Origin of the sequence: Streptomyces sp. NPDC056987 (assembly GCF_042673865.1) — a bacterium.
GTDB lineage: Bacteria > Actinomycetota > Actinomycetes > Streptomycetales > Streptomycetaceae > Streptomyces.
This window is the reverse complement of sequence record NZ_JBHURV010000009.1, coordinates 168,273-185,765: the sequence shown is the minus strand read 5'-3', so window position 1 is coordinate 185,765 and position 17,493 is coordinate 168,273. Positions and strand designations below refer to the sequence as shown.

The 17,493-nt window shown below is 70.9% G+C and carries 17 protein-coding genes and 1 tRNA gene; 6 read left to right on the top strand and 12 right to left on the bottom strand.

The genetic code is table 11. The features are described 5' to 3' along the window. Positions 1-175: 175 nt before the first annotated feature. The gene (locus tag ACFTZC_RS13545) at positions 176-1,372 is read left to right on the top strand and encodes an XdhC family protein (protein ID WP_382889055.1); all 1,197 of its coding nucleotides are present in this window, start codon (positions 176-178) and stop codon (positions 1,370-1,372) included. 56 nt (positions 1,373-1,428) lie between these two features. Here ACFTZC_RS13545 and ACFTZC_RS13540 read toward each other — a convergent pair whose 3' ends face one another. From ACFTZC_RS13540 to ACFTZC_RS13530, 3 genes are all read right to left on the bottom strand, one after another. Then, on the bottom strand, positions 1,429-2,118 hold the full coding sequence (locus ACFTZC_RS13540) for a hypothetical protein (RefSeq protein WP_382889053.1): 690 nt from the start codon (positions 2,116-2,118) through the stop codon (positions 1,429-1,431). Positions 2,119-2,172: 54 nt separating this feature from the next. Further along, positions 2,173-2,607 (bottom strand): VOC family protein, encoded by a 435-nt coding sequence (locus ACFTZC_RS13535; RefSeq protein ID WP_382889051.1) that lies wholly within the window; start codon positions 2,605-2,607, stop codon positions 2,173-2,175. 112 nt (positions 2,608-2,719) lie between these two features. Next, positions 2,720-2,791, bottom strand: a tRNA-Val gene (locus tag ACFTZC_RS13530). A 250-nt stretch (positions 2,792-3,041) separates the two neighbouring features. On the opposite strand from ACFTZC_RS13530, the gene ACFTZC_RS13525 reads away from it, so the two are divergent. The 4 genes from ACFTZC_RS13525 (at position 3,042) to ACFTZC_RS13510 (ending at position 6,327) form a co-directional block, all read left to right on the top strand. Continuing rightward, positions 3,042-3,812: a DUF4097 family beta strand repeat-containing protein gene (locus tag ACFTZC_RS13525; RefSeq protein WP_382889176.1), complete on the top strand. Its 771-nt coding sequence runs from the start codon at positions 3,042-3,044 to the stop codon at positions 3,810-3,812. A 73-nt stretch (positions 3,813-3,885) separates the two neighbouring features. Beyond that, positions 3,886-5,292 (top strand): hypothetical protein, encoded by a 1,407-nt coding sequence (locus ACFTZC_RS13520; protein WP_382889049.1) that lies wholly within the window; start codon positions 3,886-3,888, stop codon positions 5,290-5,292. 146 nt (positions 5,293-5,438) lie between these two features. Beyond that, entirely contained in the window at positions 5,439-6,092 is a 654-nt protein-coding gene (locus ACFTZC_RS13515; RefSeq protein WP_382889048.1) for a DUF4383 domain-containing protein, read from the top strand. Positions 6,093-6,102: 10 nt separating this feature from the next. Further along, positions 6,103-6,327, top strand: coding sequence for a zinc ribbon domain-containing protein (locus tag ACFTZC_RS13510; protein WP_382889046.1), 225 nt, complete (start codon positions 6,103-6,105; stop codon positions 6,325-6,327). A 158-nt stretch (positions 6,328-6,485) separates the two neighbouring features. Here ACFTZC_RS13510 and ACFTZC_RS13505 read toward each other — a convergent pair whose 3' ends face one another. From ACFTZC_RS13505 to ACFTZC_RS13495, 3 genes are all read right to left on the bottom strand, one after another. After that, positions 6,486-7,340, bottom strand: coding sequence for an HAD family hydrolase (locus ACFTZC_RS13505; RefSeq protein ID WP_382889044.1), 855 nt, complete (start codon positions 7,338-7,340; stop codon positions 6,486-6,488). Continuing rightward, positions 7,337-9,853 (bottom strand): phosphoribosyltransferase, encoded by a 2,517-nt coding sequence (locus ACFTZC_RS13500; protein WP_382889174.1) that lies wholly within the window; start codon positions 9,851-9,853, stop codon positions 7,337-7,339. The genes ACFTZC_RS13505 and ACFTZC_RS13500 overlap by 4 nt, the downstream gene beginning before the upstream one ends. A 119-nt stretch (positions 9,854-9,972) precedes the next feature. Continuing rightward, positions 9,973-11,136, bottom strand: coding sequence for an HpcH/HpaI aldolase/citrate lyase family protein (locus ACFTZC_RS13495; protein WP_382889042.1), 1,164 nt, complete (start codon positions 11,134-11,136; stop codon positions 9,973-9,975). Between the two features lie 218 nt (positions 11,137-11,354). Here ACFTZC_RS13495 and ACFTZC_RS13490 point away from each other — a divergent pair, with 218 nt between their 5' ends. Beyond that, positions 11,355-12,254, top strand: coding sequence for a TerD family protein (locus ACFTZC_RS13490; protein WP_382889041.1), 900 nt, complete (start codon positions 11,355-11,357; stop codon positions 12,252-12,254). Between the two features lie 69 nt (positions 12,255-12,323). On the opposite strand, the gene ACFTZC_RS13485 is transcribed toward ACFTZC_RS13490, so the two are convergent. From ACFTZC_RS13485 to ACFTZC_RS13460, 6 genes are all read right to left on the bottom strand, one after another. Next, positions 12,324-13,061, bottom strand: a complete 738-nt coding sequence (locus ACFTZC_RS13485) for a Tellurium resistance (protein ID WP_365812799.1) — start codon at positions 13,059-13,061, stop codon at positions 12,324-12,326. 185 nt (positions 13,062-13,246) lie between these two features. Next, positions 13,247-14,386, bottom strand: coding sequence for a DUF475 domain-containing protein (locus tag ACFTZC_RS13480; RefSeq protein WP_382889038.1), 1,140 nt, complete (start codon positions 14,384-14,386; stop codon positions 13,247-13,249). 51 nt (positions 14,387-14,437) lie between these two features. Then, positions 14,438-15,013, bottom strand: a complete 576-nt coding sequence (locus ACFTZC_RS13475; protein ID WP_365812795.1) for a TerD family protein — start codon at positions 15,011-15,013, stop codon at positions 14,438-14,440. Positions 15,014-15,244: 231 nt separating this feature from the next. Continuing rightward, on the bottom strand, positions 15,245-15,820 hold the full coding sequence (locus ACFTZC_RS13470) for a TerD family protein (protein ID WP_365812794.1): 576 nt from the start codon (positions 15,818-15,820) through the stop codon (positions 15,245-15,247). A 104-nt stretch (positions 15,821-15,924) separates the two neighbouring features. Continuing rightward, positions 15,925-16,401, bottom strand: coding sequence for a peroxiredoxin (locus ACFTZC_RS13465; RefSeq protein WP_382889036.1), 477 nt, complete (start codon positions 16,399-16,401; stop codon positions 15,925-15,927). Positions 16,402-16,612: 211 nt separating this feature from the next. Further along, positions 16,613-17,050 (bottom strand): DUF3052 domain-containing protein, encoded by a 438-nt coding sequence (locus tag ACFTZC_RS13460; protein WP_382889034.1) that lies wholly within the window; start codon positions 17,048-17,050, stop codon positions 16,613-16,615. Positions 17,051-17,493: the final 443 nt, after the last annotated feature.

The following is a 17,493-nucleotide window of genomic DNA, read 5'->3' as shown; positions in this document are numbered from 1 at the left end:
TCAACAGCGAATTAAGGTGTCGCTTAGGTCCCGGGAAGGTCCTTGGAAGGTCTTCGGAAGGGCCTCCGGAACAAGCGCGAGCGCGCCGTGCACGGCTTAAGCGAACGCTGAAGTCCCCTTTGACAGCGCCGGCCCCGGGACCCAGGCTGCGCCGGAAAGCTCGGAGGGAGCACAGGTGCGGGACATCGCCGGATCCATCGCAGCGTGGCAGGCCGCAGGGGTGCGCTTCGCCCTGGCCACCGTCGTAGAGACCTGGAAGTCGGCGCCGCGCGGGCCCGGCGCGTCGATGGCCGTCGCGGAGGACGGCGAGGTGGTCGGCAGCGTCTCGGGCGGCTGTGTCGAGGGCGCGGTGTACGAGGTCGCGCGGGAGGTGCTGGCCACCGGCGAGGCCCAGCTCAAGACGTACGGGATCAGCGACGGCGACGCGCTGGAGGCGGGGCTGACCTGCGGCGGGATCGTGGACATCCTGGTCAGGCCGGCCGACGCGACGCACTTCCCCGGGCTGCCGGAGGTCCTGGAGCGCATCGCGGCGGGACTCCCGGTGGCGGTGGCGTCGGTGCTCTCCGCCGATCCGGGCGCGTACGAGGGGAACGGGACGCGTGAGGACACCGTGCCGGGCGGGAACCTGCTCGTGCGCCCGGCGGAGGCCTCCACGGAGGACTTCGCGGAGACCGCCCCGGATCCCTGTCCCTCCCCGCTACAGGGCACCCTCGGCGGCGCCCGGCTGGACGCGGCGGTCACCGAGCAGGCGCGCGGCATGCTCGCGCAGGGCCACACCGGCGTCGTCCGCATCGGGCGCCACGGCGAGCAGCGCATGGACGACCTGACGGTCTTCGTCCAGTCCTTCGCGCCGCCGCCCCGGATGCTGGTGTTCGGCGCGATCGACTTCGCGGGCGCGGTCGCGCGGATGGGGAAGTTCCTCGGCTACCACGTCACGGTCTGCGACGCCCGCCCGGTCTTCGCCACCCGGCGGCGCTTCCCCGACGCGGACGAACTGGTCGTCCAGTGGCCTCACCGCTTCCTGGAGGAGCATCCGGTGGACGCGTCCACGGTGATCTGCGTACTGACGCACGACCCGAAGTTCGACGTCCCCCTGCTGGAACGCGCCCTGCGCACCCCCGCCCGCTACATCGGCGCCATGGGCAGCCGCCGCACCCACGAGGACCGCCTCGCCCGGCTGCGCGAGGCCGGTCTGAGCGAGGGCGAACTGGCCCGTCTCTCCTCCCCCATAGGGCTCGACCTGGGCGCTCGTACGCCCGAGGAGACGGCGGTGGCGATCATGGCGGAGATCATCGCGCTGCGCTGGGGCGGCACGGGCGAACGGCTGACGCGTACGGAACTCTCCATCCACCACGGTCAGCCGGTGAGATAGCCGCCCGAGACGTCCACGTCGGTGCCGGTCGGGGAAGCCGCTTCGGCCGCCCCTCCTCACCCACCGGGCGTACGCCCCTCCTGGGCTCCGTCATCGAAGACAAGATTGCCGTACCTACCGTTCGGCTCCCCGCTCGCGTACACACGCGGCGAGGTGAACACCCCGGCCAGTCCCTCGTCGAGGATCCGCCGCCGGGGCAGACTCACCCCGTAGTGCTCGCCCACCAGCCGGTAGACGTCCTCCATGGGCGGGATGTACAGGACTTCCTCCTCGGGATCCTCGTCCGGGTCAAGCGTGCCGAGCCCGATCTCCGCCACCATGCGCCGCGTCAGGGGGTGGTCCGCCCTGATCGTCTCGTGGACCTCGCCCCAGAAGTACTGCCAGTCCAACGTCCCGTCCACGACGGCCCAGACCACCGGCGGGTCCCCGCCGTTGTCCTGAACGCCCAGACAGGTGCGGCCTTCCCACAGGTGCTTCACATGGTCGGGACGCTGGGTGTGGAACCCGTCCGAACCCCCGTGAAAAGCGAACGCCCACCCACCGTGCACTCCCAGCCGGGCCCAGTCCGGCACGCTGTAACCGGACTGCCGGAGCGTCCTGTTGAACGCCTCCGGCTCCATGACATCGATGCCGGGGTCGGCTCCCAGCATCTCGGCCAGCTCCCCCACACCGACGCCTCTGACCATCTGCAGAATGAAACCCGGGTCATGAAGCTCATCGTGCAACCACGCGAATCCGTCACTCATGACCGGCAGTGTGGCAGCGGGGTCTGACAACTCCCCCGCGGACGCTCATCCGAGTCAGTCGAGACAGAACTCGTTGCCCTCGATGTCCTCCATCCAGAGGCACGACTCGTTCTCGTCATCCGCGAGCAGCAGCCGCACCCGCACCGCGCCGAGCGCGACCAGCCGCGCGCATTCGGCCTCCAGCACGGCCACGCGCTCCTCACCCACCAGCCCGGTGCCGACCCGCACGTCGAGATGGACCCGGTTCTTGACGACCTTCCCTTCGGGAACGCGCTGGAAGTACAGCCGCGGGCCCACACCTGAGGGATCACCGCAGGCGAACGACGCGCCCCGGCGCTCGGGCGGCAGCGTCCGGTCGTAGTCGTCCCAGGTGGCAAACCCCTCCGGCGGCGGCGGTACGACGTACCCCAGCACCTCGCACCAGAAACGGGCGACGCGCTCGGGTTCCGCGCAGTCGAAGGTGATCTGGACCTGCTTGATCGACGTCATCGGCCCATCGTAGAGGCGGGGTCCGACAAGTCCGACAGGGTTTTCGCCGCCTCGGTGGGAGGGCCCCCGACCGGTCTCGTTCGGGGGCCCTCCCACCTACTGGTTACGCCTGTGGGCGCGGACGGTTTCGAACCGCCGACATCTGCTTTGTAAGAGCAGCGCTCTACCCCTGAGCTACGCACCCGTGGATGAGGCAACAGCGTACATGGCACACGGGGCCCGGCCGCAAACCCGGGTCATGGCGCCGGGACACGCGGCTCTCGTCCGGGGCGGGTACGGGGGGTAACCCCACCCCGGGACGGTGGGCGGCCGGATCGGACGGGTGGAGGATCGTTCGTACCGTGGAGGCACACCACTTCGGGCCGCCGGAGCGGGCCGGGCATCGGGGACCCGGGCAGCCGGCCGGCGGCAGGACTCTCTGGGGGACGATCATCGTGGCCGTACGCCGTAACCACACCCGTACGCTCATCGCCGCGGGCGGGGCCGCGCTGCTCGCCCTCACGGTCGCCGGGTGCGGCACGGACGCGTCGGGGGCGCCCGCTGAGAAGAAGGCGTTCCCGTTCAGCGGGAAGACGCTGAAGATCGACGCGGGGAACGCCTCGGTCGAGCTGACCACCGGTGAGGTACGGGATGTCGAGGTGACACGGCAGGTCGACGGCTGGGCGTTCCTGGGGAGCGGGCCCCGCCCCGTCTGGAAGATGTCGGGCGACACGCTGACCCTCCAGGTGAAGTGCCGGGCGCTCGTGAGCGACTGCGAGGCCCGGCACCGGGTGACGGTGCCGCGTGGGGTGGCCGTGACGGTGGACGCGGACAACGGGAAGGTGACCGCCGCCGGGTTCGACACCGCGCTCAAGCTCACCAGCGACAACGGCGCGATCTCCGTACGGGACTCCTCCGGGCCGCTCGACCTGAGGACCGACAACGGGAAGATCACCTCGCAGAACACCTCCGGCCCGTCCGTGGCCGCGCGGACCAGCAACGGTGCCATCCGGCTCGCGCTCCGCACGGCGCCCGGCACGGTGGAGGCCGTCACCGACAACGGGAAGATCCAGATCGACCTGCCCGCCGCGTCGGCGCCGTACGCGGTGACGGCGAAGAGCGACAACGGAAAGATCGACGTGTCCGTGCCGACCAGCGAGAACAGCGCCCATGTGGTGAAGGCGCGTACCGACAACGGGAAGATCACGGTACGAAGCGCGAACTAACCGGCCCCCGTGTTCGTCATTACCTGGTGGGAGAATGAACCAGGGCAGGGCGAACTCGGCACGGGAGAGTGATGTGACGGCGACACACGCGCGGCCGTACGCAGGAGCCGGCGCACGTGCCGTCGGTGGTGCCCCGGCGGGTGCGGGCCGCGGGCTCGCGGGCCTCAGGGACGCGCTGGCGCTGGTCCTGCTGCCGGTGCCGTTGCTGGTGGCCGCCGTGCCCGGCGCCTTCGCGGGCGGGGGGACGCGGCGCTGGTTCGGCGGGCGCGGCGAGAGCCTGCGGGCGGACGCGCAGGCCGCCAAGGACGCCGCCGCGGCCTCCTTCTACGAGCTGGACACGGCCCAGCGCGACCTGCGGATCTCCATAGAGACGATCACGGCGGTGGACAGCTCGCCGGGCGCCCGCAAAGCCGTCGCGGACTTCGCCGCGCTGGGGCAGCGGATCGACGAGGTGAGCCACGGCTACATCAGCGCCGTGGACGCCCACGACCTGGACAAGGACGATCTGGAGCCATCGGCCGCCTCGAAGGCGCGCGCCGACCTCGCCAAGGCCAAGCAGGAGCTGGACCGGGTCAAGGGTGATCTCGACCGGTTCGAGCAGGGGCTCGGGCCGCTGCTCGACAAGGCCGAGACGCAGCTCGCACGGCTGGCGCCCGCCGTGGAGCGGGCCCGGCAGGCGCTGCTGGCCGCGAGCGACGCGCTCGACGCGGTACGCGCCGCCGGGCTGCGCGCCGACGACCTGGCGGCCCGCCTCGCCGCGCTCGCCCCCGAGCTCACCAAGCTCAACCAGGGCGCGGGCCGGCACGGCGTCGCGGAGACCCTCCAGCGCGCGGACCGCGTCAAGCGGGACGCCGAGTCCGTACGGGCGGAGGCCGAGCGACTGCCCGAGCGGGCCCGGGAGATCGACCGGCGGCTGGTCTCGCTGCGTACCCGCGCGCAGGCCCTCACCACCCGCGCCGGGACGGTGGAGCCCGTGCTCAGCGAGTTGCGCAGACGCTTCACGGCGGCGTGCTGGCAGGACCTCCAGCAGGTCCCCGACCATGCGGCGAGCAGCGTACGGCAGGCGGAGGAGAAGCTCGCGGAGGCGGCGAAGGCCCGCGAGGAGCAGCGATGGCCGGACGCGACCTCACTGCTGAGCACGGCGCGGGCGCTGCTCAACGGCACGGACGAGGCGGTGTCCGCCGCCGGTGACCGCCTCCAGCGGCTCAACGCGGTGGCGAAGGACCCGCAGCAGGAGATCGACCGCACGCGGTTCGCGATACGGGACGCGCAGCGCCTGGCCATGTCCGGCCGGACCACCCCCGAGCCCCGGCACGCCCGCCCGCTGGACGACTCGGTGGCGCGGCTGGACCGGGCGGTGTCCTCGCTGGAGGGCCGCCACCCCGACTACTGGCACTTCCTGACCGAGACCGAGGCGGTACGGCGGCGGGTGGCCCAGGTGGTCGCGGAGATCCGCGAGGAGCGCGGCGCCGGGCAGTAGGGCATCTCATCAGGACGGGGGCCGGTCGAGTTGTCGGCCCGTCCCGGTGGGCGGATCCTGGGGATGCGTACGGGTACGTACGGGTGCGTGCCCGTACGTAGGTGTACGCACCCGTAGTGCAGGCCACCGTCAGAAGGAGGCCGCCCATGGCCAGCCCAGCGATCCGCCGCTCCCCCGGCTCCCGGCCGGCGCCCGGCCCCGGCCTGTGGAAGGGGCGCGGGGGAGCCGACCGGCGGGGCCGCGGCCCCGCCCTCCGGCACGTCAGGCTCGACGAACACCTCCCCCTGGACCACCGGCTCAACCAGGTCTACCGCGTCGGCGCCGGGCTGATGGGCCTGGCCCTCATCGCCTTCGGGATCCTCGGCCTGATGGACCGGATCGGCTTCTTCGACACGGGCGGCCAGCAGGTCGCGGGGCTCAACGCCAACGGCACGCTGAGCGTGCTCTCCATCTGCGTCGGGGTGCTCCTGCTGGTCGGGATGGTGATCGGCAAAAACACCGCGTCGACCATCAACATGGTCCTCGGGGTCCTCTTCCTCCTCAGCGGTTTCGTCAATCTGGCGCTGCTCAACACCAGTTACAACTTCCTCGCCTTCCACATCCAGAACGTGCTCTTCAGCTTCGTCGTCGGGCTGCTGCTGATGTTCTTCGGGATGTACGGCAGGGTCAGCAGCCATCTGCCGCACGACAACCCGTACTGGCGGGCCCGCCACCCCGAGGAGGCGGAGCGTGAGCTGCGCCGGAGGGCCGAGGCCGGCCCCGGGAGCGAGAGCGCCCAGGGGCAGGAGGGCGTCGGATAATCTGAGGCGTATGCCTCGCTACGAGTACCGCTGCCGCTCCTGTGGTGACACCTTCGAACTCAGCCGCCCGATGGCGGAGTCCGGCGCCCCGGCGTCCTGCCCCGAGGGGCACGACGACACGGTGAAGCTGCTCTCCACCGTCGCGGTCGGCTCCGGCGCCAAGGGCGGCGCCCCGGCCCCCGCCGCCGGGGGTGGCGGGGGCGGCGGCTGCTGTGGAGGCGGCTGCTGCGGCTAGGGCCTGTCGTTTGGATCAGGCTGGATCAGGGAGCGGGGTCTGGTGCCGTGGATCGCAAGGCGGAGGAGGGAGGCGACGCGGAGCGTCGCCGACCGACGACAACGCGGCGAGGCGCGGTGCCAGGGCACGCGAGCCCAGCCTGATCCAAACGACAGGCCCTAGCGGCCCGTAGCGGCGTCCAGCAGGCGGCGCAGGATCTCCTCGCCCGCCGCGACACCCGTGTGCGGGAGTACGTCGACGTGCGGGGCGCGCCACCCCTCGTCGGCCAGTTCGCCGTGGCCGGGCCGGAACGCCCGGTCGGCGGCGAGCAGCAGGTCCGCGTCGAGCAGCGAGTCACCGGCGGCCAGGGTGAGTGCGGCGCCGGTCCTGCGGGCCACCTCCCGCATGGCCGCGCTCTTGGTGAGCGGCCGCGGTACGGCGTAGATCTTGCGTCCCTGGAGCGAGACGGTCCAGCCGCGCTCCCCCGCCCAGCCGGCCAGTTCCTTGACCCAGCCGTCGGGCAGCAGCGCGCGGTCGACCACCAGATAGGCGAACAGGTCCTCGGCGACCCGCTCCTTGAGGAGCCACGCCGGATCGGCGGTCGCGCTCAGATGCGCGCGGACCTCGGCGAGCGGCGCGCACTCGGCGGCCAGCCGCGCGGCCACCCGGGCCTGCCAGCCGGGGTCCGACACGCCGTCGACCAGCAGGTGGCCGCCGTTGGCGCAGATCGCGAACTGCGGTGCGGGGCCCGGCAGACGGATCCGGCCGTACTGCTCGCGGGTGCGGGTCGTCGTCGGTACGAAGACGGTCGTGCGGGCGAGCCGGTCGAGGAGCGCCGCCGCCGTCTCCGTCAGATAGGACAGCGGCCGGCTCTCGTACACCTCGACGCAGAGCAGCCGGGGCGCCTCGGCGTCCGGCATCGGCAGCTGGAGGGCGGCGGCGGAGTAGATGAGGGTGCGGTCCAGGTCGCTCGCGACCAGAGTCGGCGGCGCGGTCGGGGAAGCCGCCGGGGACGCGGTGGGGTCCGTGCTCACGCGGTGGCCACCGCCTTGCCGTCGGCGCCGGTCGCGCCCCGGGTGTACCGGGGGTGGATCAGCCCGACGCAGGTGTACGGCAGGCCGTCGACCTCCTCCACGGGCACCCCGCGCTGCTCGGCCAGCAGCCGCACATGGTCGAGATCGGCCCCCGCGCCGCGTTGGGCGAGGATCTTCCAGGGGACGCGGCGCAGCAGGACGCGGGTGGTCTCGCCGACGCCCGGCTTGACGAGGTTCACGTCATGGATGCCGTACTCCTCGCTGATCCGCTCGACGGCCGCCCACCCTTCCCAGGTGGGGGCGCGGTCGGCCGCGAGGAGTTCCCCGACCTCCTTGGACACCGCGTCGGCGACCTCGTCGAAGCGGGCCGCGACGGTGTCGAGGAAGTGCTGCGAGACGTCGGCCCCGGCCAGCTCCCGGTAGTGCTTCGCGCCGTGGAAGTCGTCCGGGCCGACCAGGTCGGCGCGGAGGACCGTACGGGAGATCAGCCCGGAGACCGTGGAGTTGAGGCAGGCGGAGGGGATGAGGAAGTCCTCGCGGGTGCCGTACGTCCGTACACAGCCGCCCGGGTCGGCGAGGACCGCGATCTCCGGGTCGAAGCCGTCGAACCCGGCCAGCGCCTCGGCCAGTTCGCGGGTGATGGCGCCCTTGCCGGTCCAGCCGTCGACGAAGACCACGTCGGCCGGGTCGTGGTGGGCGGCGAGCCAGCGCAGGGCGTTGGCGTCGATGCCCCGGCCGCGCACGATGGAGACGGCGTAGTGCGGCAGGTCCAGGCCGTGGCGGTGCTGGGCCCAGCGGCGCATCAGCACACCGACGGGCGTACCGGCGCGGGCCAGCGAGACCAGCACGGGGCGGGGTGAGCGCTCGGCGAGCACCGTCTCGGTGACCGTGCCGACGGCTCGGGCGACCCGGGCCGCCGAGGTCTCCAGGGCGGCGGCGAACAGCTTCTGGTACCGCTCGCTCGGCTGGTACTCGACGGGCAGGGACTCCGCGTAGTGCGCGCCACCGCTCTGGATGGCCTCCTCACGCTCCTCCGTCGGGGCCTCCAGCTCGACGTCCGAGAGGTCCCGGAGGAGCCAGCCGACGTCCTGCGGGGCGTAGGAGGAGAAGGCGGGGCCCCGGAGGGGGTCGGGGAGCATGGCGGGTTCCTGCCGTTCTGGGCCGTACGAAGGGGCGGAGAGGAGGGCGGTGGGGGTGTACGAGGGGATCACGGCGAGGATCACGCGGGGCGTGTGCTCGGCGAGGCGGGCGAGGAGGCCGCCGGGGGCGTGCAGCGCGGCGGTGTCGGCGACGGAGTCGACCACCGCGACGACGGCGTCGAAACCGCCGCCCGCGACGTTGTACGCGTACCGGTCGCCGCCGTCCTCCGCCGTGACGGTGTCGTGGGCGGGGAAGACGAGGCGGCTGCGTATCGCGTAACCGGGGTCGTCCACGGCCAGCACGGGCGAGCGCGTCGTGGTCGAGTAGCGCACCTCCGGGGCCGCGGCCCCGCTCTCGCTCTCGGTCTCGTACGTACGCTCCAGCTCCCCGGCCAGCCGGAGCGGCGCGTACATCAGCTCCTCGAAGCCGAGGACGAGTACGCGCCGGACGTCGCCCAGTTCGGCGGCGACAGTGCGCGCCATCGCGGGCAGCGCCGCCTCCAGGCCGGCCCGGTGGGCCGGGGTGAAGCCGTGCCGGCCGCCGTCCGGGACCCCGGCCGGCCATTCCAGGGCGACCCGGGACGTCCGGGAGGCGCGCTCCGGGGCGTCCGCCGCCGGGCGCTGCCCCGGGACGGGGACCGGGACCGGCGCCGGCAGCGGGGCGGAGACCGGCTCCGGCGCCTCATGCCGGGCCACCAGCGCCTGCCCCTTCTCCAGCACGCCGTCCGGGAGCCGGACCGTACCGGAGGCCAGGGTCACCAGGTCGACGCGCGCCCCGATCTCGGCGGCGAACTCGGCGAGCCGCCCCTGGTCGGCCGCCGACCGCATGTCGACCAGGGCGACGATCACGTACCACCGCCGGGGGTAGCGGTCGTGCAGGGCCCGGATCGTGTTCAGGACGGTGTTGCCGGTGGAGAACTCGTCGTCGACGAGGACCAGCGGTCCTTCCGAGGCCAGCAGCCCGGGGTCCTCCGGCAGCAGCAGGTGGGAGGTGGCGTGCGAGTGCGACTCCTCGAAGCCGCCCGCGGTCGCCACGCCCGCGACCGCCCGGCGCGTGGAGTGCAGATACGTCGCGTCCCGCACCCCGTCGGCGACCGCGTGGCCGAGGCCGGTCGCGGTCTCCGCGTAACCGAGCACCACGGTCCGTCCGGCCTCCGCGCCCAGCAGCTCCCGTACGCGCTCGCCGAGCCGGACGCCCGTGCCGTGGACGACGGCCGGGCTCTGCGGCACATGCTTGCCCAGCACGTTCGAGACGAGGAGATGCGCGCGCCGGGGGTTGCGGCGCAGGGCGAGGCCGAGCAGTTCGCGCAGCCCGTCGTCGCCGGTCAGCTCGACGCCCAGCCGCTCGGCGACCCATGTGCCGGACCAGACCATGCCGGTGTTCTCCTCCGCGTCGGTGATCGTGTCCGTGTCCGCGTCCGTGACCGTCGCCGTGTCCGTGACCGTCTCCGTGTCCCTGTCAGCGGGCCTCGTGGCGTTCCGTCCCCGGCCGCTCATTCCGCGAGTCCGGCCGTCAGCAGCTCCACGAAGCCGACCTCCTCACGGGCGACGCCGAAGACCTCGGCCCGCCGGAGCGTGCGCTCGGCCCAGGCGCGGTGCGGCTTCACCTCGTTCATCTTGTTCGTGTACGCGGACCGCAGCACCCCGCCGCCGCCGCGCTCGGGGCGCAGGATGTCCTGGGCGTCGCTGAACTCCTCGTGGCTGACGACCGACAGCGCGTGCACGGGCGGCACATGCGACGGGTGGATGCAGGTCTTGCCCAGGAGCCCGTTGGCGCGGTCGAGTTCGATCTCGCGCAGCAAGCCGTCGAGGTCGTGCTCGATCAGGGCCGTACGCAGTTCCTCGGCGCGCCCTTCGAGGAAGGGGCTGCGGCGGAGCTGCGGCTTGAACATGCGCTCCTGGAGCCGGAAGTACTCCCAGACGGGGCCCGTGATCGTGAAGCCCGTGCCGTCGGCGCGGCCCAGGACGTTGACGACGTCCGCGATGATCCCGGCGACGATCCGTACGTCGTACGCCGTCATGTCGGGCGAGCGGCGCAGCCCGTACGCCGAGCAGAAGTCGGTGACGCCGAGGCGCAGCGCGAGCACCCGTTCGCGGTACTTGTCGACGGCGTTGGCGATGCCGGTGAGCGTCTCGGTCCTGGTCTCCAGGTGGAGGAGCTCGGGCGATTCGAGGACGGGCATCGCGTACAGGGTGCGTCCGCAGGCGGCCTCCGCCTCGGCGAGGGCCTCCAGGAAGGGGGTGCCGCGTTCCTCGGTGAACTTGGGGAGTACGAATCCGGACAGCAGGCGGACGGAGGCGCCCATGCGCCGGACGAGGTCGGGGATCTGGTCCGGTTCGCGGACGCGGATGAAGAGCAGCGGTGTCTCGGCGCCCCGCGCGGCGAGGTCGGCGAACTGGCGTACCAGGTTGGCCTCGGCGCCCTCGACCTCGGCGTCGTGGATGGAATCCTCCAGGCAGAGCACCATCGAGACGACGCCGCGTCCGACCTGCTTCAGTACGTCGTCGGCGAGCCGGGGCCGGGTCGCGGGGCTGTAGAGGGTGGCCCCGAGGGCGACGGAGAGCAGCCCGGCGGGGGATCCGTCGGTGAACTCGCATGGTTCCCGGTGGAACAGGCCCTGCCGGGCAGCGGGCGGGATATGCCCGAAATGACGCATGTGAATCCCCCGTACTGCCGCTTTGGCCTGTTGGCCTGATGGCCGGTAATAGTACGTATGGCCGGGTGTCAAGAGTTCCCCGGGCGCATGAAATCCTGGTAACTCGTCTGCTTCTCGGTGGTTCCACCGGCGTACCGGCCGTACGGCCGGCGGCGCGGACCGTGGAGGAGCGGCCTCCACGTTGTCCCGGCGGGCGCTGGGAAGGCAGGATGGCCGGTATGACGCACGCGATGCTCAAGGGCTCGAACGTCCCCCTCGACGCCATGGCCGTACGAGCCGTGCTGCGCTGGTCGCCCGGCGCCGGGGTCCCTGATGTGGACGCCTCGGCGCTGCTGCTGGGCACCGGCGGCCGGGTCAGGTCCGACGAGGACTTCGTCTTCTACAACCAGCCGAGGCATCCGTCCGGGGTGGTGCGCCGGCTGCCCAAGAAGCAGGTCGGTGAGTGGCTGACCGACTCCGTCGAGGCGGATCTCGCCGCGCTCGACCCTTCGGTCGAGCAGGTCATGCTCTCCGCCTCCTCGGACGGCGCGAGCTTCCGGCACGTGAGCGATCTGCGGATCATGCTGTACGACGCGGGCGCGGCCGACGGGGAGCCGCTGGCCGTCTTCGCCGTGCAGCCGGAGACCGGCGAGGAGACCGCGATCATCTGCGGCGAGCTGTACCGGCGCGGGGACGGCTGGAAGTTCCGCGCCGTGGGGCAGGGGTATCCGACCGGGCTGATCGGGCTCGCCACCGCGTTCGGCATCTCGGTCGACGACACGGAGGAGGCCGCCGGGGCGGACGGCCCCGAGGAGGGCGCGGCCGCCCCCGACGACGACGCCACGGTGTTCCACGGCGGTCCGGACGCCACGTACCACCCCGAGGGCCGTCCGGTGGGCGACACCGCGGTCACGCAGCCCGCGGCCCAGCTCCCGCCGCCCCCGGCGGGGCCTCCCGGGTACGGCTACCCGCAGCCCGCCCTGCCCACGGCGCAGCCGCCGTACGGCTATCCGCAGCCCGTCGCGGCGGCGGGGCCCCAGCCCGCGTACGGCTATCCGCAGCCGGCCCCCGCCGCGGCGCCCGCCCCGGATCCGCACTTCCGGCTGCCCCCGATGGGCCCGCAGTTCGCCCGCCAGTAGCCCGCGCGCCGGTGGTGCGCCCCGGCGTACGGGGCCGCACCGGCCGTTGCGACCCCTCAAGGCCGGCTCTCAGGTCTTCGCCTTGTAGCCGCGGCCCCACTGGAGGCCCCAGCCGTACAGCCGGTCCAGCTCGGCCTGGAAGCCGTACACGTACTTCACCTCGCGGCGGACGACCAGGTCGCCCTTGACGTTCTGCAGCGAGAACACCGCGCAGGACCTCGCCTGCGGCTCGTCGTCGTCGAGGTCGATCTCGATCCGCGGGCCGTTGCTCGGGTAAAGCGTCACATGCGCGTGCGTGCGGTTGAACGCGGGCGTCTGGTCGTAGATGTAGACGAAGAACAGCAGGCGCTTGATCTCGTCGCGGTTGTCGAGGTTGACGTACACGGTCTCCCCCGAGCCCGCGCCGAACCGGTCGTCGCCGCTGAGCTTCACGTACGGCGGGTCGTTCAGGTCCCCGAGGAAGTTGCCGAGGGGCTGTACGACGCCTTTGCTGCCGTCCTTCAGCTCGTACATGCAGCCCAGGTCCAGGTCGACGTTGACCACGCCCTGCGTGTGGGCCTGGACGACCTCGGGCTTGAAGAGCTTGAGCGGGTTGCCCAGGATCTTGCCGCTCTGGCGTGAGCGCCCTCCGATGTCGGAGGTGCGCATCTGCCAGGAGAGGTTGACCCGGAGGTTCCCGGTCGCCGCGCCCTGCTTGGAGAGCGAGATCGTCGGGCGCCGCTTGGTCAGTTCGATGGAGTTGGACGCGCTGCCCGAATCGAATTGCGATGCCCTTTGCCCTTGCCACAGGTTGTCCCAGAAGGCCATGCCCCCACCCCACTCCTGTCATCTGCTCGTCGTCTGCTTGCCAACGAATGGTCATATCGGCACGGAACAACGGGGCGGCCGGTAGGCTCCCGCCTTCTGGCCGCCCCGTTCACAGGGTTCCCTGGATCCGCTCCGTGTCACACCCCTGAGCACCGGCTCACGAGAGGGCTCACCGGAGCATGCGCTCAGACCTGGAGCGCCGTCTTGTCCCCGTCGGGGTCCTTGTCGCCGCCTTCCGCTTCCAGCGCCTTGTTACGGCGCACGGAGGACCAGAAGGAGGCGGCGATGAGAATCACGCCGACCAGACCCGTGACGATCTCGTTGATGGAGTGCTCGATGGTGATGAGCAGGATCGCGGCCAGCGCACCGATCGCATAGTGTGCGCCGTGCTCCAGGTAGACATAGTCGTCCAGCGTTCCCTGGCGGACCAGGTACACCGTCAGCGAGCGGACGTACATCGCGCCGATGCCGAGACCCAGCGCCATCCAGAAGATGTGGTTCGTGATGGCGAAGGCACCGATCACGCCGTCGAAGGAGAAGGACGCGTCCAGGACCTCCAGGTAGAGGAAGAGGAAGAACGCCGCCTTGCCGGCCAGGCCGACCGCGGAGATCTGCTTGCCCTCGGCCTTGGCCTTCTCCTCCTCTTCCTGCTCGCGCTCCTCCTCCTCTTCGAGCTTGTCCTCGAAGTAGCCCGAGAGACCGCCCACGACGAGGTACGTGATCAGACCGGCGATCCCCGCCAGCAGTACGGTGGCCGACTTGTCCGCGTACCCGGTGCTGGTGTGCGCGTTGGTCGCGAAGGTCATCGCCGCGACCAGCAGGACGATCAGCGCGACGCAGACCGACAGCATGTCGACCTTGCCGAGCTTGGCCAGCGGGCGCTCCAGCCAGCCGAGCCACTTGATGTCCCGGTCCTCGAAGATGAAGTCCAGGAAGATCATCAGCAGGAACATGCCACCGAAGGCGGCGATCGCCGGGTGGGCGTCGGTGACCAGGTCCTCGTAACGGCCCGGGTTGTCCATCGCCAGCTGGACGGCCTCGATCGGCCCGACCTTGGCACTGATGGCGACGATGACGACGGGGAAGACCAGTCGCATACCGAACACGGCGATGAGGATGCCGATGGTGAGGAAGATCTTCTGCCAGAAGGCATTCATCTTCTTCAGGATCCCGGCGTTGACGACCGCGTTGTCGAAGGAGAGCGAGATCTCAAGGATGGAGAGGATCAGTACGATCCCGAACGCCTCCCACCCCCACTGCCAGGCCGCGAAGGCCAGGCCGATCGCCGTGATGGCGAACGACCAGCCGAAGGTTTTCAGGATCACTGCCTACCCCATCTGGTGATTAACGGGTTTTCCCCCGCGCAGCGTACTGCTTTACGAAACGTTGACCCCAAAGTCTAGGGCGATGCCCCTGAGGCCCGACGCGTACCCCTGACCAACTGCACGGAACTTCCACTCACCGCCATAGCGGTACAGCTCGCCGAAGATCATCGCGGTCTCCGTGGAGGCGTCCTCGCTGAGGTCGTAGCGGGCGAGTTCCTGGCCGTCGGCCTGGTTGACGACCCGGATGAAGGCATTGGCGACCTGGCCGAAGGTCTGGCCCCGGTTGTCGGCGTCATGGATCGAGACCGGGAAAACGATCTTGTCGCAATGGGCCGGGACCTGGGAGAGGTCGACGATCAGCGATTCGTCGTCGCCCTCGCCCTCACCCGTCAGGTTGTCGCCGGTGTGCTGGACGGAGCCTTCGGGGCTCGTCAGGTTGTTGTAGAAGATGAAGAACTCGTCGCCGAGCACCCGTCCTGACTGGCAGAGCAGCGCGCTGGCGTCGAGGTCGAAGTCGGCTCCGGTGGTGGAACGTGCGTCCCAGCCGAGCCCGACCAACACCTGGGTGAGGTTGGGTGCGGCTTTGGAGAGGGAGACATTGCCTCCCTTGGCGAGTGTGACGCCCATGATGGTGAGTCCTCCCCGAGGTGGTGTGCGTGCCGTGCTGACAGGCGGGACGCGCCTGACGTCCTGCCCGCTCCGTTCCCGATACATGCGATTCGTACCCGTACCGAGATCATGCCGTTCCCGCCCCTGCTCGCGCACCTACTCCGCGGGACCGGTACGAACCCGGGACGCGTCCGGCGCCGCACAGAAATGTGCGGCGCCGGAGGCGGGGCTTGGTGAACGGCGGACGGCTCAGACGTTGACGCCGAAGTCCTGGGCGATGCCGCGCAGACCCGAGGCGTACCCCTGGCCGATGGCGCGGAACTTCCACTCCGCGCCGTTGCGGTACAGCTCGCCGAAGACCATCGCGGTCTCCGTCGAGGCGTCCTCGCTCAGGTCGTACCGCGCCAGCTCGTTGTTGTCGGCCTGGTTGACCACGCGGATGAACGCGTTGCGCACCTGGCCGAAGGACTGCTGGCGGCTCTCCGCCTCGTAGATCGAGACAGGGAAGACGATCTTCTCGACGTCGGCGGGGACCGTGGCCAGATTGACCTTGATCGCCTCGTCGTCGCCCTCGCCCTCGCCGGTGAGGTTGTCCCCGGTGTGCTCGACGGAGCCGTCGGGGCTCTTCAGGTTGTTGAAGAAGATGAAGTTGCCGTCGACGGCGACCTTGCCCTCGGCGTTCGTCAGCAGGGCGCTGGCGTCGAGGTCGAAGTCGGCTCCGGTGGTGGAACGTGCGTCCCAGCCCAGACCCACGGTGACCGCGGTCAGGTTGGGCGCGGCCTTGGTCAGCGAGACGTTTCCGCCCTTGCTGAGGCTGACTCCCACGAGTCCTCCCTATGTTTGAAGCGTTGGCATCCGATCAACGACTGGATCCTAGTGACCGGTTCCCGGCCATCGTGCGATTTCGACGGCCGGTATCGGATGTCGCGTCAGAGCGACGCGAGCGCCTTGACGTACTCGCCGAGGTCCCGGGCGTCGGGCAGCGCGTTGACGACGGTCCAGCGCACGACGCCCTCCTTGTCGATGATGAAGGTGCCGCGTACGGCGCACCCCTTCTCCTCGTCGAAGACGCCGTAGGCGCGCGAGACCTCGCCGTGCGGCCAGAAGTCCGACAGCAGCGGGTACTCCAGGCCCTCCTGCTCGGCGAAGACGCGCAGGGTGTGGGCGGAGTCGTTGGAGACGGCGAGCAGCTGGGTGTCGTCGTTGACGAACGAGGGCAGCTCGTCGCGCAGGGCGCAGAGCTCGCCCGTGCACACGCCGGTGAAGGCGAAGGGGTAGAAGAGCAGCACCACGTTCTTGGCGCCGCCGGCCGCGTCGGCCTTGCGGTAGTCGGACAGCCGCACGGTCCGCCCGTGGTTGTCCTTCAGCTCGAAGTCCGGGGCAGGGGTGCCGACCTCGATCGCCATGGATGCACGTCCTTTCGAAGGGCTCGGCGGATCGGTCCTGACGCCAGGGGCGGCGTCAGGATCACGCGCCTGTGTGCCCCCGAGCCTACGCAAGGGCCCCCCGCCGACGAGATCGGCGGGGGGCCTTCCACGCTGCTCCGCCGGGGCGGGCGGCTCCTCCGAGGGCCGCGTACGCGCCCGGGCGGCGCCAGGGGTGACGAGCGCCGGCTCGTCAGCGCTTGCTCTTGGCCGCCTTGGGCGTGACAAGCCGGCTGCCGGTCCAGTCCTTGCCCGCGTTGATGCTCTTGGTCTGGGACAGGCCCGCGGTCTGGGCCGCCTCGTTGACGTCGCTCGGTTCGACGTAGCCGTCACGGCCGGTCTTCGGCGTCAGCAGCCAGATCACTCCGCCGTCCTCGATCAGACCGATGGCGTCCACCAGCGCGTCCGTAAGGTCGCCATCCTCGTCCCGGAACCACAGGACGACGGCGTCGGCCACGTCGTCGTAGTCCTCGTCGACAAGGTCCTGGCCGGTGATGGCCTCGATGGACTCGCGGAGATCCTGGTCGACGTCGTCGTCGTAGCCGATCTCCTGGACCACCTGTCCGGGCTCGAACCCAAGCCTTACGGCAAGGTTGGTCCGCTCCTCCGCGTGGTCCGCGGTCGCGCTCACGGATTGCCTCCTGATCATGTTTCGATTAAACGCTTCGGGCCGCGCGCGTACGCGGGGCATTGGCCGTAGTCCACACGGGCGGGGCGGATCGCGCAAGTACCCGGCCGCCGAGACCGCCGAAACGGTGACGTTCCGGGCGCCTTCGTCGCAACTCCCGTCACTTCGACCCCACCGCGCGTGACCCGGTCCACACGTTTCCTCCTTCTTTGCCATGGTATGCCGTTTCGGTGCGCCAATCCGGCCCGAACGACCGAACGGAACGCTTGGCCGGGATGGGCGTAAGGTTGCGATTTGATCGTCGCGGGAACCGGCCCCGAGCGGCCCCGCAGCCAGGAATTTCCTGGAGAACTGGGGTTACCGATCGGTAGAGATGACGTTTCCGTCGTCGCGGTAGCACGATGGATGCGGCGTACGTACCCCCGCGCAGCAGTATCCCGACCGCG

Coding starts and splice junctions, on each gene's coding strand:
- ACFTZC_RS13540 (WP_382889053.1), bottom strand. CDS start 2,118: ATGAGTGACGGATTCGCGTGGTTGCACGATGAGCTTCATGACCCGGGT.
- ACFTZC_RS13535 (WP_382889051.1), bottom strand. CDS start 2,607: ATGACGTCGATCAAGCAGGTCCAGATCACCTTCGACTGCGCGGAACCC.
- ACFTZC_RS13515 (WP_382889048.1), top strand. CDS start 5,439: ATGGCCAGCCCAGCGATCCGCCGCTCCCCCGGCTCCCGGCCGGCGCCC.
- ACFTZC_RS13510 (WP_382889046.1), top strand. CDS start 6,103: ATGCCTCGCTACGAGTACCGCTGCCGCTCCTGTGGTGACACCTTCGAA.
- ACFTZC_RS13500 (WP_382889174.1), bottom strand. CDS start 9,853: ATGGTCTGGTCCGGCACATGGGTCGCCGAGCGGCTGGGCGTCGAGCTG.
- ACFTZC_RS13495 (WP_382889042.1), bottom strand. CDS start 11,136: ATGCGTCATTTCGGGCATATCCCGCCCGCTGCCCGGCAGGGCCTGTTC.
- ACFTZC_RS13490 (WP_382889041.1), top strand. CDS start 11,355: ATGACGCACGCGATGCTCAAGGGCTCGAACGTCCCCCTCGACGCCATG.
- ACFTZC_RS13485 (WP_365812799.1), bottom strand. CDS start 13,061: ATGGCCTTCTGGGACAACCTGTGGCAAGGGCAAAGGGCATCGCAATTC.
- ACFTZC_RS13475 (WP_365812795.1), bottom strand. CDS start 15,013: ATGGGCGTCACACTCGCCAAGGGAGGCAATGTCTCCCTCTCCAAAGCC.
- ACFTZC_RS13465 (WP_382889036.1), bottom strand. CDS start 16,401: ATGGCGATCGAGGTCGGCACCCCTGCCCCGGACTTCGAGCTGAAGGAC.